This is a genomic window from Frigoribacterium sp. PhB118, from assembly GCF_003751725.1.
Lineage (GTDB): Bacteria > Actinomycetota > Actinomycetes > Actinomycetales > Microbacteriaceae > Frigoribacterium.
Genome location: NZ_RKID01000001.1, coordinates 97180 through 121216 on the forward strand (window position 1 = coordinate 97180; position 24037 = coordinate 121216).

Annotated in this window: 20 protein-coding genes and 1 pseudogene; 12 read left to right on the forward strand and 9 right to left on the reverse strand. The window is 72.6% G+C overall.

Going from position 1 to position 24037, the window contains the following annotated elements; translation table 11 throughout:
* Positions 1 to 357: a hypothetical protein gene (locus EDF21_RS00380; protein ID WP_123569952.1), complete on the reverse strand. Its 357-nt coding sequence runs from the start codon at positions 355 to 357 to the stop codon at positions 1 to 3.
* Between the two features lie 146 nt (positions 358 to 503).
* Here EDF21_RS00380 and EDF21_RS00385 point away from each other — a divergent pair, with 146 nt between their 5' ends.
* Positions 504 to 1271, forward strand: a complete 768-nt coding sequence (locus tag EDF21_RS00385; protein WP_056044796.1) for a hypothetical protein — start codon at positions 504 to 506, stop codon at positions 1269 to 1271.
* A 21-nt stretch (positions 1272 to 1292) separates the two neighbouring features.
* On the opposite strand, the gene EDF21_RS00390 is transcribed toward EDF21_RS00385, so the two are convergent.
* Together EDF21_RS00390 and EDF21_RS00395 are read right to left on the reverse strand one after the other, a co-directional pair.
* Positions 1293 to 2006, reverse strand: a complete 714-nt coding sequence (locus tag EDF21_RS00390; RefSeq protein WP_056044794.1) for a response regulator — start codon at positions 2004 to 2006, stop codon at positions 1293 to 1295.
* Positions 2003 to 3841 (reverse strand): sensor histidine kinase, encoded by a 1839-nt coding sequence (locus EDF21_RS00395; protein ID WP_123569953.1) that lies wholly within the window; start codon positions 3839 to 3841, stop codon positions 2003 to 2005. Before EDF21_RS00395 ends, EDF21_RS00390 begins: the two co-directional genes overlap by 4 nt.
* Positions 3842 to 4014: 173 nt before the next feature.
* Here EDF21_RS00395 and EDF21_RS00400 point away from each other — a divergent pair, with 173 nt between their 5' ends.
* From EDF21_RS00400 to EDF21_RS00410, 3 genes are all read left to right on the forward strand, one after another.
* A complete protein-coding gene (locus EDF21_RS00400; RefSeq protein ID WP_123569954.1) occupies positions 4015 to 5589 on the forward strand; it encodes a cation:dicarboxylate symporter family transporter in 1575 nt (524 codons plus the stop codon).
* Positions 5590 to 5794: 205 nt separating this feature from the next.
* Complete coding sequence (locus tag EDF21_RS00405) at positions 5795 to 6796, forward strand: zinc-binding dehydrogenase (RefSeq protein WP_056044789.1); 1002 nt, start codon at positions 5795 to 5797, stop codon at positions 6794 to 6796.
* The gene (locus tag EDF21_RS00410; RefSeq protein WP_123569955.1) at positions 6793 to 8412 is read left to right on the forward strand and encodes an NAD(P)/FAD-dependent oxidoreductase; all 1620 of its coding nucleotides are present in this window, start codon (positions 6793 to 6795) and stop codon (positions 8410 to 8412) included. Before EDF21_RS00405 ends, EDF21_RS00410 begins: the two co-directional genes overlap by 4 nt.
* Positions 8413 to 8486: 74 nt before the next feature.
* Here EDF21_RS00410 and EDF21_RS00415 read toward each other — a convergent pair whose 3' ends face one another.
* Both EDF21_RS00415 and EDF21_RS00420 read right to left on the reverse strand, forming a co-directional pair.
* Positions 8487 to 10610 carry an ATP-dependent DNA helicase RecQ gene (locus tag EDF21_RS00415; protein WP_123570748.1) on the reverse strand — a complete coding sequence of 708 codons (2124 nt, stop codon included), beginning with the start codon at positions 10608 to 10610 and terminating at the stop codon, positions 8487 to 8489.
* A 102-nt stretch (positions 10611 to 10712) separates the two neighbouring features.
* Complete coding sequence (locus EDF21_RS00420; RefSeq protein ID WP_056044783.1) at positions 10713 to 11234, reverse strand: DoxX family protein; 522 nt, start codon at positions 11232 to 11234, stop codon at positions 10713 to 10715.
* 80 nt (positions 11235 to 11314) lie between these two features.
* On the opposite strand from EDF21_RS00420, the gene EDF21_RS00425 reads away from it, so the two are divergent.
* A complete protein-coding gene (locus tag EDF21_RS00425; protein WP_123569956.1) occupies positions 11315 to 12346 on the forward strand; it encodes an alcohol dehydrogenase catalytic domain-containing protein in 1032 nt (343 codons plus the stop codon).
* 6 nt (positions 12347 to 12352) lie between these two features.
* On the opposite strand, the gene EDF21_RS00430 is transcribed toward EDF21_RS00425, so the two are convergent.
* The gene (locus EDF21_RS00430) at positions 12353 to 12544 is read right to left on the reverse strand and encodes a hypothetical protein (RefSeq protein WP_123569957.1); all 192 of its coding nucleotides are present in this window, start codon (positions 12542 to 12544) and stop codon (positions 12353 to 12355) included.
* 60 nt (positions 12545 to 12604) lie between these two features.
* Here EDF21_RS00430 and EDF21_RS00435 point away from each other — a divergent pair, with 60 nt between their 5' ends.
* Positions 12605 to 12988: a cupin domain-containing protein gene (locus EDF21_RS00435; protein ID WP_123569958.1), complete on the forward strand. Its 384-nt coding sequence runs from the start codon at positions 12605 to 12607 to the stop codon at positions 12986 to 12988.
* Here EDF21_RS00435 and EDF21_RS00440 read toward each other — a convergent pair whose 3' ends face one another.
* From EDF21_RS00440 to EDF21_RS00450, 3 genes and pseudogenes are all read right to left on the reverse strand, one after another.
* Positions 12989 to 13603, reverse strand: a complete 615-nt coding sequence (locus tag EDF21_RS00440; protein ID WP_123569959.1) for an NAD(P)H-dependent oxidoreductase — start codon at positions 13601 to 13603, stop codon at positions 12989 to 12991.
* Positions 13600 to 13854 (reverse strand): annotated as a pseudogene (locus tag EDF21_RS00445) (alpha/beta hydrolase); the annotation flags it as partial. The pseudogene EDF21_RS00445 and the gene EDF21_RS00440, both read right to left, overlap by 4 nt.
* 123 nt (positions 13855 to 13977) lie before the next feature.
* Positions 13978 to 15519 carry a PucR family transcriptional regulator gene (locus EDF21_RS00450; RefSeq protein WP_158612823.1) on the reverse strand — a complete coding sequence of 514 codons (1542 nt, stop codon included), beginning with the start codon at positions 15517 to 15519 and terminating at the stop codon, positions 13978 to 13980.
* Between the two features lie 120 nt (positions 15520 to 15639).
* Between EDF21_RS00450 and gabT the strand changes: the two genes are divergently transcribed.
* From gabT to EDF21_RS00480, 6 genes are all read left to right on the forward strand, one after another.
* Positions 15640 to 16995: a 4-aminobutyrate--2-oxoglutarate transaminase gene (gene gabT, locus EDF21_RS00455; RefSeq protein WP_123569962.1), complete on the forward strand. Its 1356-nt coding sequence runs from the start codon at positions 15640 to 15642 to the stop codon at positions 16993 to 16995.
* A 125-nt stretch (positions 16996 to 17120) separates the two neighbouring features.
* Positions 17121 to 18545, forward strand: coding sequence for an NAD-dependent succinate-semialdehyde dehydrogenase (locus tag EDF21_RS00460; protein WP_233568382.1), 1425 nt, complete (start codon positions 17121 to 17123; stop codon positions 18543 to 18545).
* Positions 18546 to 18637: 92 nt separating this feature from the next.
* Positions 18638 to 20077 carry an aminobutyraldehyde dehydrogenase gene (locus tag EDF21_RS00465; protein WP_123569963.1) on the forward strand — a complete coding sequence of 480 codons (1440 nt, stop codon included), beginning with the start codon at positions 18638 to 18640 and terminating at the stop codon, positions 20075 to 20077.
* A gap of 53 nt (positions 20078 to 20130) precedes the next feature.
* On the forward strand, positions 20131 to 21540 hold the full coding sequence (locus EDF21_RS00470; protein WP_123569964.1) for an NAD(P)/FAD-dependent oxidoreductase: 1410 nt from the start codon (positions 20131 to 20133) through the stop codon (positions 21538 to 21540).
* Positions 21537 to 22472, forward strand: a complete 936-nt coding sequence (locus EDF21_RS00475) for a universal stress protein (protein WP_123569965.1) — start codon at positions 21537 to 21539, stop codon at positions 22470 to 22472. Before EDF21_RS00470 ends, EDF21_RS00475 begins: the two co-directional genes overlap by 4 nt.
* A complete protein-coding gene (locus EDF21_RS00480) occupies positions 22469 to 24022 on the forward strand; it encodes an APC family permease (RefSeq protein WP_056258763.1) in 1554 nt (517 codons plus the stop codon). Before EDF21_RS00475 ends, EDF21_RS00480 begins: the two co-directional genes overlap by 4 nt.
* Positions 24023 to 24037: the final 15 nt, after the last annotated feature.

The following is a 24037-nucleotide window of genomic DNA, read 5'->3' on the forward strand; positions in this document are numbered from 1 at the left end:
TCAGAAGGGCCCGGCGGCCTTCGCGATCGCCTCGAACAGGGCGGTCGTGTCGTCGTCGCGGCGCTTGACCGACGTGCCGATCGTGCCGCCGGGGGAGTGGACCTCGGCCGAGACTCGGCTGCCCTTGTCGGACGCGGCGAAGTCGAGCCTCACGGTGTCCGTGCCGCTGGCCGACGCCGACCGACGCAGAAGCGTGGCCCCCGTCTCGTCGGCGTCGCGCAACGAGAACGTGGGGCTCGCCTGCAGTGCTCGACGCACGAGGCCGGGCAGCATCGCCACCGGCAGCTTCAGGTCGAGCGTCGCTCGGGTCACCTCGGGGTCGCCTCGGACGATCTGGGGTCCACGCGTGTCGGCCATGGTCGGAGCGTAGTGCCGACGGACGGCTCCGTCGATCACCCCGGGCGTGCGACGCCGTCGCTGCCGCTGAGGAGCCGCGTCGGGGTCGCAGCGGGCACCGCCGCCGCACCCGGGCCTCACCCGGCCGGCCGCCCTACGCTGGACCGATGCCGAGCCCCGACCCCTCCGACCCCCGCCGTCCGTCGAGCCGTCGCGGCCCGTCGGGCACCGCAGCACTCACCTGGGGAGTCGTGCTGCTCGCCATCGCCGTCGTCGGGTCGCCCATCGGCGCGTCGGTGCTGCTCGTCGGGCTCGTGGCGCCCGGTCGGCAGTCGTCCGTCGACGTCGTGGTCGCCCTCGCCGTGGTCGCCGTCCTCGTCGCCGGCGGCATCGTGCTCGTGAGGATCGGTCTGGGACAGCGCCGTCGAGCCCGGCTCGAGAAGGTCGTCGACCGGGCCGCCCCGCCGGCGGGACCGACGCCGGTGACGCGGCCCGCGCCTCCTCGGGTGGCTCCCGGCAGCGCGGCACCGGTCGTCGTGCCGCCCCCTGTGGTCGACGCGACGCCGGTGCGGACCACGGCCGTCGTGGTCGACGACCCGGTCGCCCTGTGGCGCTCGGCGTTCCGACTCGAGGCCTGGTGGTTCGTGGACCGCGGCACGGCCGGGGCCTCGAGGCCCTTCGCCGTCGTGGACGAGGGCACCCCGACCCTGCTCGCCTTCACCTCGCCCGAGCGCGCTCGGGACGCCGCCCTCGCCCGCGGCCTCGACGCGTCGTCGGCCGACCGGCTGGTCTGGCGCGCGCCCGCCGACTTCGTGGCCGACGTCGGCACCTACACGCGTGCCGGGTTACGGCGTCTCGCCCTCGACCCCGACCAGCACGGGGCATCCGGCACCCTCGCGGCGCTGCCCGAGATCGCACGGCTCGTCCGGCGCTGACCCGCAGGACAGGCCGTCCGCTCAGTTCCAGCGGTAGCCGTGCTCGGGTCGGCCCGGGCTGCCGTACCGGGGCTCGCGGGTCGCCGCCCCCGTGTCGGCGAGGTGCTCGAGGTACCGGCGGGCGGTCACCCTCGACACCCCGGCGGCGTCCGCCACCTCGCCCGCGGACGGTGACCCGCCGCGACGCAGCACCGCCACGACCTGCTCGAGCGTGGCCGGCGCGAGGCCCTTGGCCAGCGTCGGTGCCGGTGCCCGGCGCAGGGTGGCGAACCCCGAGTCGACGTCCGACTGGGTCACCTGTCCCTGCCCGGTCGCCAGCGACTCGCGGAACGCCCGGTAGGCCCCGAGCCGGTCGGCGAACGTCGCGAAGGTGAACGGCTTGATCAGGTACTGGACGATGCCGAGCGACACCGCGGTCCGCACGACGGAGGCGTCCCGTACGGCCGTGATCGCGATGACGTCCACGCTCGAGCCCGCCGCCCGCAGGGCCCGGCAGAGCTGCAGACCGTGCGTGTCGGGCAGGTTCATGTCGAGCAGCACGAGGTCGAGACCGCGCCCATGGGGACCGCCGAGAGCGCGGACCGCGTCGAGGGTCTCGCGTCCGTCCCGCGCCCGGCCGACCACCTCGAAGCCGTCCAGCCGGTCGAGGTACGCGACGTGCGCCTCCGCGGTCAGGGGCTCGTCCTCGACGACGAGCACGCGGACCCGGTCGACGGACGAGGAGGCGCCGGTCACGACCGCACCCCACCCCGACGTCGGGCGGTGGTGTCGACGTCGTCCGGCCGCCGGTCGGGCAGCAGCACCGAGAAGGTGGTCCCGTCGGGTCCCGTGGCGACGTCGAGCCGACCTCCGACCCGACCCACGGCCTGACGGACGAGCGCGAGGCCGATGCCGCGTCCGCCCGCCGACGTCGGCTTGGTGCTGAACCCCCGCCGGAAGGCGAGCTCGACGTCGCCGAGCCCCGGGCCGTCGTCCTCGACGTCGAGCTGGACGCCGCCCTCGACCCGGGCGACGGTCACCTCGACCCGGGGCGGGCGGGCCGGGCGGCCGGTGGGATCGGGGGAGGGGGTCGGGGCGTCGAGGGTCGGGGCGACCGCGTCGAAGGCGTTGTCGACGAGGTTGCCCAGGATCGTGACGAGGTCCCCGGGCTCGACGTCGATCGTCCCCAGGTCGGGCTCGACGTCGACGCGCAGGTCGATCGACCGTTCGCGGGCCTGTGCCGCCTTGCCGAGCAGCAGGGCGGCGAGCGTCGGCTCGTCGATCGCGGCCACGACCCGGTCGGCGAGCCGCTGGCCGAGGTCGAGCTCGTCGGCCGCGAACCGGAGGGCCTCGTCGCCACGCCCGAGCTCGATCAGCGACACGATCGTGTGCAACCGGTTCGAGAACTCGTGGGTCTGCGAGCGCAGCGCGTCCGAGAGGGTGCGCATGGTCTCGACCTCGCCGGTGAGGTGGGTGAGCTCGGTGTGGTCGCGCAGGGTCGTCACGGTCCCGAGCGTGCGGCGGGAGCGTGGGCGGGCGGTGCCGGTGACCGGTGCCGCGCCTCCTGACGGTGTCGCGCCTCCTGACGGTGTCGCGCCTCCTGACGGTGTCGCGCCTCCTGACGGTGTCGCGCCTCCTGACGGTGTCGCGCCTCCTCGTCCGGTCGAGGGCGTCGGGTGGGTCGGGCCCTCGGTGGGTTCGGTGACCTCCTGGTTCACGACCAGCACGCGGTCGTCGGTCACGTGCACCTCGTCGGAGGCGCGGCGTCCGGAGGCGAGCAGCTCGCGCAGCGAGTCGGGCAGCTGCAGGTCGGTCAGCGGGACGGGAGCGGCGATGCCCCCGGGCGGCAGGTCGAGCAGCTCGGCCGCCTGGTCGTTGTAGAGCGTCAGTCGGCCGCGGTCGTCGACGAGCACGAGACCCTCGCGCACGGAGTGCAGCACGCCCTCGTAGTACGCGAACATCCGGGCGAGTTCCTCCGGACCGCGGCCCCAGGTCACCCGCCGCAGGTACCGGCTGAGCAGCCACGAGACGACGCCGCCGAGCACCACGGTCGCCCCGGCGGCCGCGAACACGAGCGGCAGCCGCTCACCGACCGACTGCGTGATGGTGTCGACCGTGACCCCGGCCGACACGAGGGCGACGACCTCGCCGTCGCCCTCGATCGGCACGACCGCGCGCACCGACGGGCCGAGGGTGCCGGCGTAAATCTCGGTGAACGACTCCCCGCGGAGGGCCGGGGCGATCGTGCCGACGAACGGGCGGCCGATCTCGTCGGGGTCGGGGTGCGTCAGGCGCGTGCGGTCGGGCCGCATGATCGTGACGAAGTCGGTCGACGTGTCGCTCATCAGGGCCACGGCGTAGGGCTGCAGACGGGCGCTCGGATCGGACGTCCCCAGCGCGTCGACGACGTAGGGGTTGTCGGCGATCGAGGTGGCGAGCGCCAGGCATGCCCGTGCCGCCGAGCGATCGGCGTCGTCGCGGGCCGACCGGATCGTCCAGGCCGTCGCCAGCAGGGTCACGGCGACGACGAAGACCACGAGCAGGGCGAACAGCCGGGTGGCGATGCTCCACCGGGTGGGGTCGACGGTCATCTCGGGCGGGCTCCTCGCTGCGCTGCGGCCGGCGTCCATCATGACGCACCACCGGCGCGACCAGTATGACCACAACGTCGACGTCCACCCGGCGACCGACGAGAGTCGCGGCGACGAACCCCGCACGACCGTCGACGACGACGCCGCCGGTCACGAGCTCGAGGAAGACCCCCATGGCAAAGACGCACAAGGGCCCGCAGACCCCCACACCCGGCGGAACGACGACGGGCGGCGTCCGCCCCCGGCGCCGGATCGACCGCTCGCACTGGCTCTACATCGCGGTGATCGTGGCCGTCGCGGCCGGCATCGTCGTCGGCCTCACGGCACCCGAGGTCGCCGTGCAGCTGAAACCGATCGGCACGGCCTTCGTGTCGCTCATCTCGATGATGATCGCGCCGGTGATCTTCTGCACGATCGTGCTCGGCGTCGGCTCCATCGCCAAGGCCGCGACCGTCGGCAAGGTGGGCGGGCTCGCGCTCGGCTACTTCATCGCGATGTCGACCTTCGCCCTGGCCATCGGCCTCGTGGTCGGCAACCTGATCCACCCGGGCGAGGGCCTGATGATCGGCTCGACCGGATACGAGGCGCCCGCCGCCGAGGAGGCCGGTGGCACGGCGGGCTTCCTGCTCGGCATCATCCCCGAGACGCTGGTGTCGTCGCTGACCAGCGGCTCCATCCTGCAGACGCTGTTCGTGGCCCTGCTCGTCGGCTTCGCCCTGCAGCGCATGGGCGATCGGGGCGCGACGATCCTCGAGGGCGTCCGCAACCTGCAGGTGCTGGTGTTCCGCATCCTCGCGATGATCATGTGGGTCGCCCCGATCGGCGCGTTCGGTGCGATCGCCGCGGTGGTCGGCGAGACCGGCGTCGCCGCCATCGTGGCGCTCGGCACCCTGATGGTCGCCTTCTACATCACGTGCATCCTCTTCGTCGCCGTCGTGCTCGGCACGATCCTCAAGCTCGTCACGGGCGTCAACATCTTCCGGGTGATGAAGTACCTCGGACGCGAGTACCTGCTGATCGTCTCGACCTCGTCGAGCGAGGTCGCGCTGCCCCGCCTCATCGCCAAGATGGAGCACCTCGGCGTCTCGAAGCCCGTCGTCGGCATCACGGTGCCCACCGGCTACTCGTTCAACCTCGACGGCACGGCGATCTACCTGACCATGGCGTCGCTCTTCATCGCCAACGCCATGGGCACGCCGCTCAACGTCGGCGAGCAGGTCTCGCTGCTGCTGTTCATGATGATCGCCTCGAAGGGTGCCGCCGGGGTCACGGGTGCCGGCATCGCCACCCTGGCGGGAGGCCTGCAGGCACACCGCCCCGACCTGGTCGACGGCGTCGGCGTCATCGTCGGCATCGACCGGTTCATGTCCGAGGCGCGCGCCCTGACCAACTTCACGGGCAACGCCGTCGCGACGATCCTCGTCGGCACCTGGACCAAGCAGATCGACAAGGACCGCGTCGAGACCGTGCTGTCGGGTCGTGCGCCCTTCGACGAGGCGACCATGAACGCGGACGGTCACGGCGCCTCCTCGGGGTCGGACTCGGACTCGGGCTCGGGCTCCGCTTCGGCCGGCCCGGCCGCCGCGCGCCTGCTCGACGGTCGCGCGGGTGGGCTGGGCTCGCTCGAGGGCACCTCGCCCGACCGCATCTCGACCGGCTCGCTGCACGCCATGGTCGGCACCGACGGTCGGCGGGCCGACGAGCACCTCGCCGACGCCGCCGCGGACGACGAGCCCCGTCGCGCGTAGGACCCGCCTCGGACCCCGGATCGTCGCCGAGACCCCCGTGCGTGCGCGGGGGTCTCGGCGACGTCCCGGGGTCTCGCCGTCGGCCCGCCGACCCGCGGCGGGTGCAGCGTGCAACATCCGTGTCGGAGGCGTACCGTCGCACCCGATGTGCGGTCACGCCCCGCGGTCAGAGCCGACCGACCGGGCCCCGCAGGACGGAGCCACCATGCTCGCCGGACGCCTCGACGTCAGCACCCGCCACTTCTCGGTCACCGAGGTGCCCACCCCCGACGCCGGCCCGGGGCAGGTGCGCATCGCCGTGGCCGCGGCCGGCGTCTGCCTGAGCGACGTGCACCTGATCCAGGGGTCGCTCACGCCGCTGCACCTGCCGGGCGACACCGTCACCCTCGGCCACGAGGTGGCCGGCACGGTCGACCAGGTGGGCGACGGCGTCACGCACGTCGCCGTCGGCGACCGCGTGCTGCTGCAGGCCGGCGAGGAGCGCGACGGCCAGGTCTTCACCCGTGGCGTCGACTACGACGGCGGGTGGGCCGAGTTCGCCGTGGCCCGCGCCGACACGGTCGTGAAGATCCCGGACTCCCTGCCGTTCGAGCAGGCCTGCTTCATCCCCGACGCCGTGTCGACTCCCTGGGCTGCGCTCACCACGACCGCCGACACCCGGCCCGGCACGGCGGTCGGCGTCTGGGGCGTCGGCGGCCTCGGCGCCCACGCCGTCCAGCTGCTCTCCCTGCTCGGCGCCGCGCCGATCGTCGCGGTCGACCCCCTGCCCGGTGCCCGGGCCCGGGCGCTCGAGTTCGGTGCGGACCTCGCGCTCGATCCCGCCGACCCGGACTTCGCCGTGGCGCTCGGCCGGGCGACCGGTGGCCGCGGACTCGCCCGGGCCTTCGACTTCGCGGGGGTGCCCGCCGTGCGCGAGCAGGCCATCGCCTGCCTCGGCTACCGGGGACGGTTGACGCTCGTCGGCCTGTCGGACCAGCCAATCACGATCACCGACGGCACGAAGTTCAGCTTCCTGCAGCAGCAGGTCCTCGGCCACTACGGCTCCGAGCCCGCCGACGTCACGACGCTCGTCGCGCTGACGGCCCGGGGGAGGCTCGAGTTCTCCCGGTCGGTGAGCGCGACCGTGCCCCTGGCCGAGGCCGAACGGGCGGTGCAGATGCTCGAACGCAAGGAAGGCGACCCGATCCGGATCGTGCTGGTCCCGTGAGCGACGCGACCCGCGCCTCCTCGGTCCCGGGCGAAGGCGACGACCGCCCCGCCGGTGGTGACGACCGCCCCGCCTGGGGAGGCGTCGAGCACGTCGACCTGCTCGTCGTCGGCGCCGGCCTGTCCGGAGTCGGCGTGGCGGCGCAGCTCCGCCGGGACTTCCCCGGTCGCAGCCTGGCCGTCGTCGAGGCCCGCGCGGCGATCGGCGGCACCTGGGACCTCTTCCGCTACCCGGGGGTCCGGTCGGACAGCGACATGTTCACCCTCGGCTACGGGTTCCGACCCTGGCGCGACGCGCGGGCGATCGCCCCGGGCGAGGCGATCAGGGAGTACGTCCGGGACACGGCCGACGAGACGGGCGTCGCCGGGCTGATCCGGTTCGGGCACCGCGTTGTCGCGGCCGACTGGTCCTCCGCCGAGGCCCGGTGGACCGTCATGATCGAGGTCGCGAGCGCGGTGGCAGCGGCCGCGTCGTCCGCCGCCGGCGAGGAGCCGAGCGCAGGAGGCGCGGGTGCCGCCCCGGCGGCTCGTCGCGTCACGATCACGTGCTCGTTCTTGTTCGTCTGCTCGGGGTACTACCGCTACGACGAGGGCTGGTCGCCCGCGTTCCCGGGGCAGGACTCGTTCGCCGGACGCGTCGTGCACCCCCAGCACTGGCCGGAGGACCTCGACGTGAGCGGCAAGCGCGTCGTCGTGATCGGATCGGGGGCGACGGCGGTGACCCTGGTGCCCGCCCTCGCCGAGAGCGCCGAGCAGGTCACCATGCTGCAACGTTCGCCGACCTACGTGTTGTCCCTTCCCTCGCGCCGGAAGGAGCCCCGCGCCTGGCGTCGGCTGCTGCCGCAGGCCGTCGACGACCGGCTGATCCGGTGGCGCAGCATCGGCATGGCGTTGCTCAGCTTCCAGACGAGCAGGCGCTCTCCCGAGAAGATGAAGGCGTTCCTCCGGGCGCAGGTGGCCCGGCGCCTGCCGGACGACTTCGACGTCGACCGGCACTTCCAGCCGAGCTACGACCCGTGGGACCAGCGTCTCTGCATCACCCCGGACGGCGCCCTGTTCCGGGCGTTGCGCTCGGGATCGGCGTCGATCGTGACCGACGAGATCGACTCGTTCACGGCCGACGGCATCCGGGTCGCGGGTCGCGACGGCCAGCGGGCACACGAGTTGCCCGCGGACGTCGTCGTCACGGCGACTGGGCTCAACCTGTTGCTGTTCGGCGGCATGCGGTTGTCGGTCGACGGGGTGGAGGTCGACCCGGCGACCCGGCTGACCTACAAGGGGTTCATGCTCTCAGGGGTGCCGAACCTGGCGTTCGCCATCGGGTACACGAACGCGTCGTGGACGCTGAAGATCGACCTCGTCGTGCACTACGTCGCCCGGCTGCTGCGTCACGCCGATCGTCACGGGTACCGGTCGGCCGTGCCGATCGCGCCGGAGCGGCCCGGACCGACGAGCCCCCTGATCGACCTGACGAGCGGGTACGTGTCGCGCGGGGTGCACCTGATGCCCCGGCAGGGATCGCGGTCACCCTGGCGGATGCACCAGAACTACCCTCGCGACGTCTGGTTGATGCGGCACAGCACCCTGACCCGGGACGGCATGCGGTTCGAGCGCTGAGCGGGCCTCGGCGGTCTCGCGTCGGACGACGCGGTGGCCCGCCGGGGACGATGCGGTGGCCCGCCGCGGACGACTCAGCCGACCACCGCGAGGGCGAAGGGCAGCACGGCGGGGGCACCGGCGCGGCGCAGGTCGCGTCCGGCCACCGTGAGCGTCCAGCGGCTGTCGACCAGGTCGTCGACGAGCAGCACCGGCCCGGACACGTCGGCGAGGGCCGCGGCCAACTCGGGGCCGACCTCGAAGGACTGCCAGACGTCGGCCAGACGGTAGACGCTGTTGCCGCCCTGGCCGCGGCCCGCCGAGGGGCGGGCGCTGCCGAGCGTGCCGAGCAGCGGCAACCGCCCGACGGTGCTGATCGCCTCGGCGAGCGACCCGACGAGTTGCGGCCGTGACGTCGACGGCATCGCGACGACCCCCACCGGGCGTTCGGCCCACGGCCACTCCTTCAGGACGCGCACGACCCCGTCGAGCAGGTGCTTCGACAGGGGAGCGTCGGGGGCCGTCGCCGCGAAGACCTCGCGGAGGGTGTTGCCCCACCCGAGGTCGGTCAGTCGGGCGAGCGCCCGACCCGGTTCGACCCGTTCGCCCTCGGGGATCTTGCCCTTGACGGCGACCCCGGCCCGGTCGGCGCCCGTGGGCCACTGGGCCCGGGGGTCGATCTCGACGCCGACCCGGTCGAGGGTGCTCGCGGCCGAGGTCGCCGCCTCGCCGGCGATGTCGGTCGGGTACCAGGTGCCCGCGCAGACGTCGCACCGCCCGCAGGGCTCGGCGGCCGGATCGTCGAGGTCGACCTGCAACATCTGCATGCGGCAGGACTCGCCGCGCTCGAACGCGAGCATCGACTCTTGCTCGGCGACCCGGGCCGCGGCGATGCGGTCGTAGCGTTCGGCGTCGTAGACCCAGGGTTCGCCCGTGCTCACCCAGCCGCCCTGGACCCGACGGACGGCACCGTCGACGTCGAGCACCTTGAGCATCAGTTCGAGCGGGGTGCGCTTGACGTCGACCCGCGCCTCGAGGGCTGGCGTCGACAGCGGCGTCTCGCCCAGCTCGGCCAGCACGGCCGCCGCCCGCGCCTCGGAGGGCATCGAGGCCGTGGCGAAGTACTGCCAGATCTCGGCGTCCTCGGTGCCGGGCAGCAGCAGCACGTCGGCGTTGTCGGTGGCGCGACCCGCACGGCCGATCTGCTGGTAGTACGCGACGGGCGACGACGGCGCGCCGAGGTGGATCACGAAGCCGAGGTCGGGTTTGTCGAAGCCCATGCCGAGGGCGCTCGTGGCGACCAGTGCCTTGAGGTCGTTGCCCTTGAGGCGCTGTTCGAGCTGTTCGCGTTCTTCGGGGTCGGTGCGGCCCGAGTACGACCGCACGTCGTGCCCGGCCTCGCGCAGCAGGCGGGCGGTGTCGTCGGCGGCCGAGATCGTGAGCGTGTAGATGATGCCGCTGCCGGGCAGGTCGGCGAGGTGGCTGAGCAGCCAGCCGAGTCGGTCGCGCGAGGTCGGCAGCTGCAGCACCCCGAGCCGCAGGGAGGCGCGCGCCAGCGACCCCCGGATCGTCAGCACCTCGTCGCCCGGCCCCACGGCGAGTTGCTCGGCGACGTCGGCCACGACGCGGGCGTTGGCCGTGGCCGTCGTGGCCAGGACGGGCACGCCCGAGGGCAGGGTGCGGATGAGGTCGGCGAGGCGACGGTAGTCGGGCCGGAAGTCGTGGCCCCAGTCGGAGATGCAGTGCGCCTCGTCGACGACGAGCATGCCGAGCCGGGCGATGAGGACGGGCAGCTGCTCGTCGCGGAACCGCGGGTTGTTGAGTCGTTCGGGGGAGACGAGCAGCACGTCGATCTCGTCGTCGACGAGCTGCTGCTGGACGTCGGACCACTCGTGGGCGTTCGCCGAGTTGACCGCGACGGCCCGGACCCCGGCCCGGGCGGCTGCGGCGACCTGGTCGCGCATCAGGGCGAGCAGGGGGGAGACGAGCAGCGTCGGGCCGGTGCCCCGTCGACGCAGCAGCAGGGTGGCGATGAAGTACACCGCCGACTTGCCCCAGCCGGTGCGCTGGACGACGAGGGCTCGACGACGATCGGCGACGAGCGCCCGGATGGCCTCGAGCTGGCCGTCGTGGAAGACGGCGTCGTCGCGCCCGGTGAGCGCCCGCAGCAGGTCGAGTGCCTCGGCGTCGATGTCGGTCGCGGTGCTCGTCGGTGTCATGGCCCCATGCTCGCAGAGGCCACCGTCACCCGCCGGACGGACGGAGGGCGCGACCACCCGACGTCGGGGGTCGCGCCCTGGGGACGAGACGAGGGAGGCGGGTCAGCCCGCCGAGGAGTCCGAGCCCGGCTCGGCCGGGGGAGTGGCCCGCTTGCCGAGCTCGACCGCCACGAACGAGGCGACGACGCCGGCGACGAGCGCGAAGACCGTTCCGCCGGCACCCCACGACTTCTTGCCGAAGAGCTGGTCGACCGACGGCCCGCCGGGGCCCGAGGCCAGGGCGGCGGCGGCGGCGATCAGGACGGCGTTGTACTCGTAGCCGCCCTCGGTCACCCACGGGCCCTTGGAGAGGTGCACCTTGCGGACGGCGGTGACCATCGTGCCGACGATGCCGGCGGCGGCGAGCGGGGTCGCCGCGCCGAGGGCGAGGGCGGCACCGCCGGCGGTCTCGGTGACCGCGACCAGACGGGCGTTGCGGGCGGCGGGGTGCATCCCCGTGCCGGCCATCATCTGCTCGGTGCCGGCGAGTCCGGGACCGTCGAAGGCGCCGGTCAGCTTCTGGAGTCCGTGGCCGACGAAGAAGCCGCCGACGGTCAGGCGGAGGAGGGTGGATGCGAGGCTCATGCACCGTTCCTACCCGGTGTGGGCCGTCGCCGTCCGCGGCGGGGAGCCTCCGGTCCGCCCGCTCGTGTCAGGATCGGGGGATGCGCGCCGTCCAGTACGACCAGTTCGGGTCGATCCCGACCATCGTCGACCTCCCGGCACCCGTGCCGCCCGCCCACGGCGTCGTGGTCCGCGTCGCGGCCACGGGGGTGTGCCGGAGCGACTGGCACGCCTGGAGGGGTCACGACGACACGGTGCGCCTTCCCCACGTGCCGGGCCACGAGTTCGCGGGCGTGGTGACGGCGGTGGGTGCCGACGTCTTCCGGGTCGCCGTCGGCACCCGCGTGACCGCCCCGTTCGTCTTCGCCTGCGGCACGTGCGACGAGTGCCGTGCCGGTGCCACCCAGGTGTGCTCGCGTCAGCAGCAGCCCGGCTTCACCCTTCCCGGCTCGTACGCCGAGTCGTTGGTCGTCCCGCACGCCGACGTGAACGTCATCGCCCTGCCGGACGAGGTCGGCTTCGTCGAGGCGGCGGCGCTCGGCTGCCGCTTCGGCACGGCGTACCACGCCCTGCACGCCCGGGCCCGCGTCCGGGCGGGTGAGTGGGTCGCCGTCTTCGGCTGCGGCGGAGTGGGCCTCTCGGCGGTCGCCGTGGCGGTGGCCGCCGGTGCTCACGTCGTCGCGTCGGACATCTCGCCCGCCGCCCTCGAACGGGCCGCCGACCTGGGTGCCGAGACCGTCCCCATGGACGACCTCGCCGTCGACCGGGTCCGAACCCTCACCGGCGGAGGCGCCGACGTCGCCCTCGACGCGTTCGGCAGCCGGGTGACGTCCGCGGCGTCCGTCGCGTCCCTCCGTCCGCGGGGTCGACACGTCCAGGTGGGCCTGCTGCTCGACGACGAGGCCGCCCCGGTGATCCCGATGGGGCGGGTGATCGCCGACGAACTCGAACTGTTGGGCAGTCACGGCATCTCGGTGGGCGAGTACGCCGCGATGCTCGACGACGTCGTCGCGGGCCGACTGCGTCCGCAGGAGTCCATCGGTCGGATCATCGCCTTCGACGACCTGCCCGACGCCGTGGCCGCCATGGACCGACCGGCGACCTCCGCCGGCATGACGGTGGCCGTGTTCTGACCCGATCTACCGCAGTCGTCGAAGGTTGGTGACGCTCAGCCAGATCAGGCAGAGCATGCCGATCAGCGTGAAGTACGACCCCGACTTCCCCGGATCGAGGACGATCAGGACCATCGAGGCCGCCGCGATCGTCACGGCGACGGCGAGGAGGATGCGCCACGTGGTGCGGCCCGTCGGGGGCGGGGGATTCGACGTCATGCTCCATGCTGTCATCCCTCCCCGGCGTCCGCGAGGGGCCCGGCACGGGAGGATGGCCCCATGACTGCACTCCAGGGAATCGACGTCGCGGCCGAACTCCGCCAGGTGACCCAGCACTGGACGCCTCGGGTCGTCGGACGGGTCAACGACCAGTACGTCAAGGTGGCGAAGCTGCTCGGCGAACTCGTCTGGCACGCGCACGACGCCGAGGACGAGATGTTCCTCGTCGTCTCGGGCACCCTGCGCATCCAGCTGCCCGACGACGTCGAGGTGGTGCTGACCCCGGGCCAGTTCCACGTCGTGCCCCGGGGCGTGCAGCACAACCCCGTCGCCGACGACGAGGTCGAGATCGTCCTGATCGAGACCACGACGACGGCCCACACGGGTGACGTCGTCGTCGAGCGCACCGTGCCCGTCGACCGTCAGGTCGGCGACTTCCGCTGACTACGACGCCGAGGAGGCGCGGGGCGCGTTCCCGAGGACGGCACGGGCCACCGTGTCGACGGCCTCGTCGACGAGTGCGTTCCGAGCTGCGGCGTCGGCTCCCTCGGACTCGTGCAGGACGATCGTCGCGCCGCGTCGGGCGCCGACGTAGTCCACGATCCCGTGCTCGATCTGCGTCCGCATGGCGGTCTCGTAGCCATGTCGTTCGTACGTGCCGGCCGAGTCGCCGGCCACGCCGAGCAGATGGACGGTCAACCGTCCGAGCATGCGGCGCGTGCCACCCTCGGGGTCGGTCGCGAACGCCCACCCGTTGACGAAGACCCGGTCGATCCAGCCCTTCATCAGGGCGGGCATCGACCACCAGTAGACGGGGAACACCAGGACGAGGTGGTCGGCTCGGTCGATCTTCTCCTGTTCGCGCACGACGTCGGAGGGAGCTTCCCCGTGACCACGGTAGGCCTCACGGTCCGCCGGACCGAAGCGCGGGTCGAAACCCTCCGCCGCCAGATCGGCCAGCTCGACAGAGTCCGCTGGCAGGGCCTCCTGCAGTCGCCGGGCGAGGCCGGCGGTCAGAGAATCGCGATCAGGGTGGGCGGTGACGATGAGCGTGTTCACGGCAACCAGTCAAGCCGGTCCCGCTGAGCAGCCGTCGGCAGGGCAGGCTCGCTGCCGCGGGTCCACTCCGCGACGAGTTGGACGGTGTGGGCGAACTCGGCGAGGCCGGGCCGGTTCAAGAATGCGTGGCGGGTGTCCGGCAGCACGTGGTGCTGCACGTCGGCCCCTGCCTCGGCGAGCTCTGCGGCGAAGAGGTCGCCCGAAGCACGCATGTTGTCGCGCTCGGCGTTCATCACGAGGGCCTGGGGAAAGCCCGAGGGGCTGTGACCGCCGGGTCGGGCCGGGCTCCACGGCCGACCCCGGCCAGGGCTCGTACCACCGGACGGGCACGGCGGGGGCGTCCGCGCTCGCCGAGGAGACGAGCGGCGCCGTCGTCACGAGCTGGACCCGCGTGCCCCTGCGGCTTCGAGCAGGGCCCAGAGTTCGGCCCGCTCGGCGAAGTCGTCGAGCGAGACGCCGAGGGCGTGCTCGACCTTCGCGATGCGGGCCCGCAGGCTGTGTCGGTGGAGTCCGAGCACGCGTGCCGCGGGGTCCCAGGCACCGTTGTGCTCCAGCCAGGTCCGGCAGCAGGTCAGCAGGTCGTCGCCGTCGGACAGGTCGACGACCGCGGCCAGCCGGACCGATGCGATCGCCGCGGCTTCGTCGGTCCAGAGCGCGGCGACGAGGCCCGACGCGGCGATGCGGGCCCAGGTGACCACCGCCTCCGTGTCCGCGGCGCTGGACGAGACGGCCGCAGCCAGGGCGCGTTCGGCCTGGGCCAGGGCCCCGGCGAGTCGGTCGTGGTGGGTGGGGTCCGAGACGCCGATCCGCACGTCGTGGGCGGCTGCGAGTGCGACGAGGTCGAGGGCGCCCGGGGTCGCCATCACGACCAGACGGTCGTCGAGGGGGGCGACGAAGACGTCCGAACGGCCGGCCGCGAGCCGTTCGAACGCCTCCGTGGCCCGGGTCGAGCTCGCGGTCGAGGGTCGGATCAGCGCCACGAGGACGGCTCCCTCGACGAGGCCGACCCCGACGGCACGGGTGATGGCTCGCGCGGTGTCGACCTCGCCCGAGACGAGCAGCGACCAGACCTGACGCCACAGTTCGCGCTGGCCACGGATGCGTGCGGCGTCGCGTTCGAGGGTCGTCTCGGCGAGCGCGACCACGCTCGTGACGACGGCGCGCGCGGCCAGGTCGAGATCGTGCGTCGTGGTCACCGTCAGCACGCCGCGGAGGTCCTCGCGGCGGCCGAGGGTCTGCAGCGTCGTGACCGCGATGGGCGAGGTGAGCGTGCTGCCCGCGCGAGCGCCTCGACGCAGCAGCCGACCCACCTCGTCGTCGGCGAGCGCCGCATCGTCCGCGCGTCGTGCGGCGGCACCGTCGACCTTGGCGACGATCCGTGGCAGGCCCTCGTCCCCGTACAGCACGACCGACCCGCCCAACTGGTCCGCGAGCACCTGCAGGACCGAAGTGAGACCCCCCTCGCCGATGGCGGCGACCGAGACGGCGCGCTGGGCCCGCAGCGTCCACCGGTCCCGCGCCCGCGCCTCCTCGGCCAGTCGGTCGGCGGCCCAGCGGACGACGGCGATGAACGGCGTCCCATAGGGCACCTCGACGACGGGGACTCCGCGGGCCGACGCGGCCACCACGAGCGCGACGGGGGTGGACGGGTGCCGAACGCCCGTGCCGAAGCCGAGGGCGACGACGCCTCGGGCCACGAGACGGTCGACGTAGGCGTCGTAGTCGACCGGTCCCGCGTCCTCGTCGAACTGGGTGCCCGTGGTGAGCAGCATGGTGGCGTCGTCGAGGAACGGCGAGGGGTCGTCGAGGTCGGAGGAATGCACCCACGACAACGGCTCGTCGAGCCGGGTGGTCGGGTCGAGCAGCCGGAGGCCCAGCGGCTCGTGGCGGACGAGGGCTCGGACCGTGGGTCTCATGGGATGACGATACCCGTCGAGTGCCAGATCGGCAGACGACGGGACGGATCGGGACATTCAGGCACTTCAGGAGGCGCGGCACCCGTCCCTAGAGTCGCCGCAACGTCGAAGGAGCAGTGCATGACCACCACCACCGTCTCGATCCCGCGCGGGGGCCCCGGCCTCGAACAGCGCCGACGACTCGTCACCGAGATCCCCGGCCCCCGCAGTCGCGAGCTCATGGATCGCAAACGGATCGCGGTCGCCGCGGGCGTCGGGGTCAGCCTGCCCGTCTTCACCGAGGCAGCGGGCGGTGGGGTCCTCACCGACGTGGACGGCAACTCGTTGATCGACCTCGGTTCGGGCATCGCCGTCACCGGTGTGGGCAACTCGGCGCCCGGTGTCGTGGACGCGGTCGTCGAGCAGGTGCAGCGCTTCACCCACTCGTGCTTCATGATCACCGCCTACGACGGCTACGTCGCCGTCTGCGAGGCCCTCAACCGGCTGACCCCCGGCGATCACGAGAAGCGCTCCGCCCTCTTCAACACCGGTGCCGAGGCCGTCGAGAACGCCGTCAAGATCGCGCGGTCGTACACCGGGCGCTCGGCGGTCGTCGCGTTCGACCACGCGTACCACGGACGCACCAACCTGACGATGGCGCTGACGGCCAAGGCGATGCCGTACAAGAGCGGTTTCGGCCCGTTCGCCCCCGAGATCTACCGGGCACCCCTGTCGTATCCGTACCGTGACGGAGGGGTCACGGGTCGAGAGGCCGCCGCTCGCGCCATCCAGCAGATCGAGAAACAGGTGGGTGCCGCGAACCTCGCCGCCGTGGTCATCGAGCCCATCCAGGGCGAGGGCGGCTTCATCGTGCCCGCCCCCGGCTTCCTGGCGGCCCTGGTCGAGTGGTGTCGGCTCCACGACGTCGTCTTCATCGCCGACGAAGTGCAGACGGGCTTCGCCCGCACCGGTCGGATGTTCGCCAGCGAGCACGAGGGCATCGTCCCCGACCTGGTCGTCACGGCCAAGGGAATCGCGGGCGGCCTGCCGCTGTCGGCCGTCACGGGCCGTGCCGACATCATGGACGCCCCGCACGTCGGTGGGCTCGGCGGCACCTACGGCGGAAACCCCGTCGCGTGCGCCGCGGCACTCGCCGCGATCGAGGCGTACGAGCACGACGGACTCGTCGAGCGTGCCGCCCAGATCGGTGACCTGCTGCTCGAGCGGTTGCGTGGCCTCCAGGCAGACGACCCACGCATCGGCGACGTCCGCGGTCGCGGAGCCATGATCGCCGTCGAACTGGTCGACCCGTCGACCGGCGAGCCCGACGCCCAGCTCACCGGTCGGGTCGCGGCCGCGTGCCACGCTCAGGGGGTCATCGTGCTCACCTGCGGCACCTTCGGCAACGTCATCCGGTTCCTGCCCCCGCTCGCCATCGGCGACGACCTGCTCCACGACGGCCTCGACGTCGTCGCCGCGGCCCTGGCGAGCTCGTGACGGGCACGGTGTCCGTGCACGGCCGGTCCGTCACCCCCGAGCGGCAGGAGGTGCGCAACCCGAACACGCGCCTCCTGCCCAGCCCCCCGCCGGGGCGGCTCCCGGTGCTGCCCCGTGAGACCGCCGTGTTCGTCGAGGGCGACCACCGCGCATCGTTCGAGCGTGGCACGACGACGTTCCCGGTCCACGACCCTGCCACCGGCGAAGTGCTGGCACATGTGGTCGACCAGTCGCCCGCCGACGCCGTGCGCGCACTCGACACGGCCGTGGCCGCTGCCGACGCCTGGGCTGCCACGCCGTCTCGTGCCCGCGGTGAGATCCTGCGCCGGGCCTTCGACCTGCTCGTGCAGCGGCGAGAAGAGTTCGCCCTCCTCATGACTCGGGAGATGGGCAAGCCCCTGGCCGAGGCCCGGGGCGAGGTCGCCTACGGCGGGGAGTTCCTCCGGTGGTTCGCCGAAGAGGCCGTCCGCATCGACGGGCGCTACGGCCCGAACCCCGAAGGCACCGGCACGATGATCGTCACGCACCGCCCGGTGGGCCCGTGCTACCTCGTCACTCCCTGGAACTTCCCGCTCGCGATGGCCACGCGCAAGATCGCTCCGGCCCTGGCCGCCGGCTGCACCGTGGTCGTCAAGCCCGCCGAGCTCACGCCGCTCACGACGATCGCCTTCGTCGAGCTGCTGCGCGAGGCCGGACTGCCCGACGGCGTCGTCACGGTGCTCACCACGACCGACGCTCGCGGGGTGACCGGCCCCCTGTTGGCCGACCCGCGCCTCCGGAAGCTCTCGTTCACCGGGTCGACGGCCGTGGGCAAGGCGCTCATGGCCCAGTCGGCCGAGAACGTCCTGCGGACCTCGATGGAGCTCGGTGGCAACGCACCCTTCGTCGTCATGGCCGACGCCGACCTCGACGCCGCCGTCGACGGTGCGATGCTCGCGAAGTTCCGCAACACCGGTCAGGCCTGCACGGCAGCCAACCGGCTGCTCGTGCACGAGTCCGTCGCAGACGAGTTCGTGCGGCGGCTCGCCGACCGCGTCCGGGCGCTCGTCGTCGGCGCCGGGACCGACGACGGGGTCACCATCGGCCCCCTGATCGACGACCGTGCCGTCGAGTCGTGCGCGGCCTTCGTCGACGACGCCGTCGCCCGAGGTGCCCGCGTGGTGGTCGGCGGTGGGCCCCTCGGCGGTCCCGGTTCGTTTTTCGCCCCGACGGTGCTCTCCGACGTGCCCCGCGACGCCGCCCTGATGCACGACGAGATCTTCGGTCCGGTGGCCCCCGTGACGACCTTCGTCGACGAGGACGACGCCGTGCGGCTCGCGAACGACACGCCCTACGGCCTCGTCGCCTACCTCTACACGACCGACCTCGCCCGCGGGCACCGACTGCTCGGCCGCCTCCGCGTCGGGATGCTCGGCGTCAACACCGGCCTCGTGTCGAACGCCGCCGCGCCGTTCGGCGGAGTGGGCCAGTCCGGCATCGGTCGCGAAGGCGGGCGCGAGGGCATCCACGAGTACCTCGACACCACGTACGCGCTCGTGCCGAACGGCTGAGACCCCGCCGCCCGGCCCGGCGTCCGCCCTTGCCGCCCGACGTCGCCCACCGCCATCATCGACCGCACGATCCGCACCACCGAGAGGACACCATGGCGACCCTGCAGAACTTCGTCGACGGCGAGTTCGTCGACGCCCACGGCACCGAGACCATCGACGTGGTCTCGCCCGTCACCGAAGAAGTCGTCGCGACCTCCCCGGTGTCGGACGACGTCGACGTCGACCTCGCCGTCGCAGCCGCGGCCCGGGCCTTCCCCGGCTGGAGTCGAGCCACCCCGTCGGTTCGTCAGACGGCCTTGCTCGCCTTGGCCGACGCCCTCGACGCGCACAGCGACGCACTCGTCGAGGCCCAGCACCGCGACACCGGCCAGCCGAAGGCGATCATCGCGGCCGAAGAGGTCGCGGTCGGGGCCGACCAGCTGCGGTTCTTCGCCGGCGCCGCACGGCGGCTCGACGGCATCGCCAGCGGCGAGTACCTCGACGGGTTGACGTCGTCGGTCCGACGCGAACCCATCGGCGTCGTCGCCCAGGTCACCCCCTGGAACTACCCGCTCATGATGGCCGTCTGGAAACTGGGCCCTGCGCTCGCCGCAGGCAACACCGTCGTGCTCAAGCCGAGTGACACCACCCCGGAGTCCACGCTCGTCCTCGCCTCGCTGACCCGGGGCATCCTGCCCGACGGGGTCCTGAACGTCGTTCTGGGTGATGCCTCGACGGGCCAGGCCCTGGCCGAGCACCCCGTGCCCGGGCTCGTCGCCATCACCGGCTCGGTCCGGGCCGGCGTCGCCGTGGCGAGTTCGGCGGCGCAGCGGGTCGCCCGCGTCCACCTCGAACTGGGTGGCAAGGCCCCTGCCGTGGTCTTCGACGACGTCGACGTCGACGTCGTGGCACCGCAGCTCGCCGAGGCCGCCTTCTTCAACGCCGGGCAGGACTGCACGGCCGTGACGCGCGTCATCGTGCACGAGTCGCTCCACGACGACCTCGTCGACGCTCTCGTCCGGGCGGCCGAGGCGACGACGACCGGCGTGGCGGCAGGCGACGGTGCCTCGTACGGCCCCCTCAACAACGCGCGTCACTTCGCTGCGGTCAGCGCCGTCGTCGAGGCCCTGCCCGAACACGCCACGATCGCGACCGGTGGGTTCCGCGTGGGCGACACCGGTTTCCATTACGCGCCGACGGTCGTCACGGGCGTCCGACAGGACGACGCCGTCGTGCAGGACGAGGTGTTCGGCCCCGTGCTCACCGTCCAATCGTTCCGGACGGCCGACGAGGCCCTCGAACTGGCGAACGGAGTGCCCTACGCCCTGGCCTCGAGCGTCTGGACCGACAGCCACACCACGGCCGAACGCTTCGCCCGCGACCTCGACTTCGGCTGTGTGTGGATCAACACCCACATCCCGCTGGCCGCCGAGATGCCCCACGGCGGGTTCAAGCGCTCCGGCTACGGAAAAGACCTGAGCGCCTACGGCCTCGAGGACTACACCCGCGTCAAGCACGTGATGAGCGCGCACTCCTCGCCCCGCGCCTCCTGATCGACGACACCCCCACCCGCAATAACGACCACGACCACGACGGAGAACACACCATGACCGAGACCCTCACCAGCGACGTCGTCGTGATCGGCGCCGGGGCCTCCGGGCTCACCGCCGCCACCGACCTGCGGGCGGCCGGCCTGACGGTCACCGTGCTCGAGGCGCGCGACCGCGTCGGCGGGCGACTGCGCACCGAAACCGTCGACGGGGCGATGCTCGAGCTCGGCGGCCAGTGGGTCTCGCCCGACCAGACCGCGCTCATCGAGACCCTCGGCGAGCTCGGGCTCGAGACCTACTCGCGATGGCGCGACGGCGAGAGCGTCTACGTCTCGCCCGACGGCACGGCCTCGCGTTTCACCGGCGACATCTTTCCCGCATCGGACGAGACCAAGTCCGAGATCGAGCGGCTCATCGCCGTCATGGACGAGCTGGTCGCCGAGGTCGACGTCACCGCGCCGTGGGCGCACCCGCGCGCCCGCGAGTACGACCACGTGTCGTTCGCCGCGTGGCTCGAGCAGCAGACGGACGACGTCGAGGCACGCGACAACATCGCTTTGTTCATCGCCGACGCCATGCTCACCAAGCCCGCCCACGCCTTCTCGTTGCTGCAGGCCCTGCAGATGGCCTCGAGCGCCGGCAGCTTCAGCAACCTCGTCGACGCCGACTTCATCCTGGACAAACGCGTCGTCGGGGGCCTCCAGAGCGTGCCGCTCGCCCTCGCGGCTGGGCTCGGCGACGCGGTGCACCTCGGCCAGCCGGTCGAGACCCTCGAATGGTCCGATGCGGGTGTCGTCGCCACGACCTCCGACCTGCGGGTCGAGGCCCGGCACGCGGTCGTCGCCGTGCCGCCCAACCTCTACTCGCGCATCGACTACGTCCCGGCCCTGCCGGCCCGTCGTCTGCACTGGCACCAGCACGTCTCGCTCGGTCTCGTCATCAAGGTCCACGCCGTCTACGAGACCCCGTTCTGGCGTGACGCGGGCCTGTCGGGGACGGCCTTCAGCCCCTACCAGGTCGTGCACGAGGCCTACGACAACTCGAACCACGACGACCCCCGCGGCACCCTCGTCGGCTTCGTCAGCGACGAGAAGGCCGACCGCCTGCTCGCGTTGCCCACCGACGAGCGGCAGCGCGTGATCCTGGAGTCCCTGGCCTCGTACTACGGCGACCAGGCGTTGCAGCCCGCGGTCTACTTCGAGAGCGACTGGGTCAGCGAAGAATGGACCGGCGGAGCCTACGCGACCAGCTTCGACCTCGGCGGTCTGTCGCGCTGGGGCCACGACCAGCGCGTTCCGGTCGGCCCGATCCGGTTCTCGTCCAGCGACATCGCCGCCGAGGGGTTCCAGCACGTCGACGGGGCGATCCGCGTCGGCCACGAGGTCGCCGCCGAGATCGTCGCCGACCTCGCCGACGACGCGGCGCCGGTCGAGCCCGCCGGCCAGGCGGTCGGTGACCGGCCGTGAGGTCCGTCGTCGTCGGCTACCTCGACACTCCCGCCGGGCACGACGCCCTGGCCCTCGGCGTGGCGCTGGCGGGCACCCTCGACCTTCGCCTCGACCTCGTCCTCGTCCTGCACGACCAGGGTCGACCCTCGCTCGTCCCGGTGGGGCCGAGCTACGAGCGTCACCTCGACGACCTCGCCGCGGGATGGCTCGAGGAGGCGCGAGCCGGGCTGCCCGCCGGCGTCACCGCGTCGACGCACCTCGTCCGCGCCGAGACGTTCGCCGAGGGGCTGCTGAGTGCAGCCGACGACCTCGGTGCCGAGGCCGTCGTCATCGGAGCGGGCAAAGAGGGCGCGTTCGGGCGACCTTACCTCGGCAGCGTCGGAGGAGTCCTCGTGCACACCGCCTCCGTGGGGGTCGCCATCGCCCCGGCGGGTTTCGCCGGGCGGGGCATCGCGTCGTTCGGACACGTGACGGCGGCCGTGGGCACCCGGCCCGGGGCGCGCGCGGTCGTCGACACCGCGGTGGCCGTCGCGTCCTCGGCGCACCTGCCGGTCCGCCTGGTCTCACTCGTGCCCCTCGACGACGTCGGCGAGGGAGGCCGCGACGAACGGTCGCGGGCACTCCGCGAAGAGGCCCGACAACACGCGGAGCGCATGCGTGACATCGCCCTCGAGTCCGTCCCCGACTCGGTCGACGTGTCGGTCGAGATCGCTCCCGGGCCGCGGATCGGCGACGCGATCCGGGCCCTGGCATGGCACGCCGACGAGATCGTCTTCGTCGGCTCGAGCCGCCTCGCCCAGCCCCACCGGCTGTTCCTGGGCAGCGTCGCCGCGAAGATCGTCCGCGGCGTCCCCGTCCCCCTCGTGGTGGTTCCCCGTGACCACGATCCCCGCACGACCCGACACGATGCCGTCCTCGACGGCACCGGCGACGAAGGGACCACCCCGTGAGCATCCTCAAGAAGTCCGGAGTCACCGCCGACCAGACGCTCTCGTCGAAGGGGCTCAGCGCCGGCAGCGTCGGCCTGATCGGGGCCGTCGTCATCGGCATCTCGTGCATCGCGCCCGCCTACACGTTGACCGGTGCGCTCGGGCCGACGATCGCCCAGGTCGGCACCCACCTGCCCGCGATCTTCCTGGTCGGCTTCATCCCGATGCTGCTCGTCGCCTTCGGCTACCGCGAACTGAACAGTGCCATGCCCGACAGCGGGACGTCGTTCACCTGGGGCGTCCGTGCCTTCGGCCCGTGGGTCGGCTGGATGGCGGGCTGGGGGCTGGTCGTCGCCACGATCGTGGTCCTGAGCAACCTGGCGGGCATCGCGGTCGACTTCTTCTACCTGCTGCTCGGTCAGCTCTTCTCGAACCCGGCGATAGCCGACCTGGCCACCAACCCGTTCGTGAACGTGGTCACCTGCCTGGCCTTCATGGCCGGGGCGACGATCATCTCGTACCGCGACATGCAGACCACGCAGAAGGTGCAGTACTGGCTCGTCGGGTTCCAGCTGGTCGTGCTGGTCGGGTTCGCGATCGTGGCGTTCGTCCGGGTGGGCGGCGGTTCGGCGTTCGACGCCACCGCCGTGTCGCTCGACTGGTTCAACCCGCTGACCGTCCCGACCTTCTCGGCCTTCGCCGCCGGGCTGTCGCTGTCGATCTTCATCTTCTGGGGCTGGGACGTCACCCTGACGATGTCCGAAGAGACCAGCGGTTCGCGGACGACCCCCGGGCGCGCGGCCACCCTCACCGTCGTCATCATCGTGCTCGTCTACCTGCTCGTCTCCCTCGCGTCGATGACCTTCGCCGGTCTCGGCAGCACGGGCGTCGGCCTTGGCAACCCCGACATCCAGGGCAACGCGTTCTCGGCCCTCGCCGGCCCCGTGCTCGGCCCCCTCGCGATCCTCATGTCGCTGGCGGTGCTCAGCAGTTCGGCCGCCTCGCTCCAGTCGACCTTCGTGTCACCGGCCCGCACCCTGCTGGCCATGGGGCACTACGGTGCCCTCTCGCCGAAGTTCGCCCGCATCTCGCCCCGGTTCTTCACCCCCGGGTACGCCACCCTCGCGTCGGCCGTCGTCGCCAGTGGCTTCTACGCCGTGATGCGCTTCATCAGCGAGGACGTCCTGTGGGACACCATCACCACGCTCGGCATGATGATCTGCTTCTACTACGGCCTGACCGCGTTCGCCTGTGTCTGGTACTTCCGCCGGCAGTGGCGCTCCGGCCTCCGCAACCTGTTCTTCCAGATCGCGGCACCGCTCGTCGGCGGGATCATCTTGGCGGTGCTCTTCGTCACGACCCTGGTCGACAGCATGGACCCCGACTACGGCAGCGGCTCCAACATCGGCGGCGTCGGCCTCGTCTTCGTGCTCGGCGTGCTCATCCTGGTGGTGGGCGTCGTCCTCATGCTCGTCAACGCCCGTCTGCGGCCGGCGTTCTTCCGTGGCGAGGGGCTGCGAGCCGGCGTCGCCGGTGACGAGCGCGAGGGACAAGCAGCCCTGCCCGAGTGACGGACCCCCGGGCGG

Coding starts and splice junctions, on each gene's coding strand:
- EDF21_RS00430 (WP_123569957.1), bottom strand. CDS start 12,544: ATGACGTCGAATCCCCCGCCCCCGACGGGCCGCACCACGTGGCGCATC.
- EDF21_RS00400 (WP_123569954.1), top strand. CDS start 4,015: ATGGCAAAGACGCACAAGGGCCCGCAGACCCCCACACCCGGCGGAACG.
- EDF21_RS00395 (WP_123569953.1), bottom strand. CDS start 3,841: ATGACCGTCGACCCCACCCGGTGGAGCATCGCCACCCGGCTGTTCGCC.
- EDF21_RS00450 (WP_158612823.1), bottom strand. CDS start 15,519: ATGAGACCCACGGTCCGAGCCCTCGTCCGCCACGAGCCGCTGGGCCTC.
- EDF21_RS00425 (WP_123569956.1), top strand. CDS start 11,315: ATGCGCGCCGTCCAGTACGACCAGTTCGGGTCGATCCCGACCATCGTC.
- EDF21_RS00435 (WP_123569958.1), top strand. CDS start 12,605: ATGACTGCACTCCAGGGAATCGACGTCGCGGCCGAACTCCGCCAGGTG.
- EDF21_RS00420 (WP_056044783.1), bottom strand. CDS start 11,234: ATGAGCCTCGCATCCACCCTCCTCCGCCTGACCGTCGGCGGCTTCTTC.
- EDF21_RS00380 (WP_123569952.1), bottom strand. CDS start 357: ATGGCCGACACGCGTGGACCCCAGATCGTCCGAGGCGACCCCGAGGTG.
- EDF21_RS00465 (WP_123569963.1), top strand. CDS start 18,638: ATGGCGACCCTGCAGAACTTCGTCGACGGCGAGTTCGTCGACGCCCAC.
- EDF21_RS00385 (WP_056044796.1), top strand. CDS start 504: ATGCCGAGCCCCGACCCCTCCGACCCCCGCCGTCCGTCGAGCCGTCGC.
- EDF21_RS00415 (WP_123570748.1), bottom strand. CDS start 10,610: ATGACACCGACGAGCACCGCGACCGACATCGACGCCGAGGCACTCGAC.
- EDF21_RS00470 (WP_123569964.1), top strand. CDS start 20,131: ATGACCGAGACCCTCACCAGCGACGTCGTCGTGATCGGCGCCGGGGCC.
- EDF21_RS00405 (WP_056044789.1), top strand. CDS start 5,795: ATGCTCGCCGGACGCCTCGACGTCAGCACCCGCCACTTCTCGGTCACC.
- gabT (WP_123569962.1), top strand. CDS start 15,640: ATGACCACCACCACCGTCTCGATCCCGCGCGGGGGCCCCGGCCTCGAA.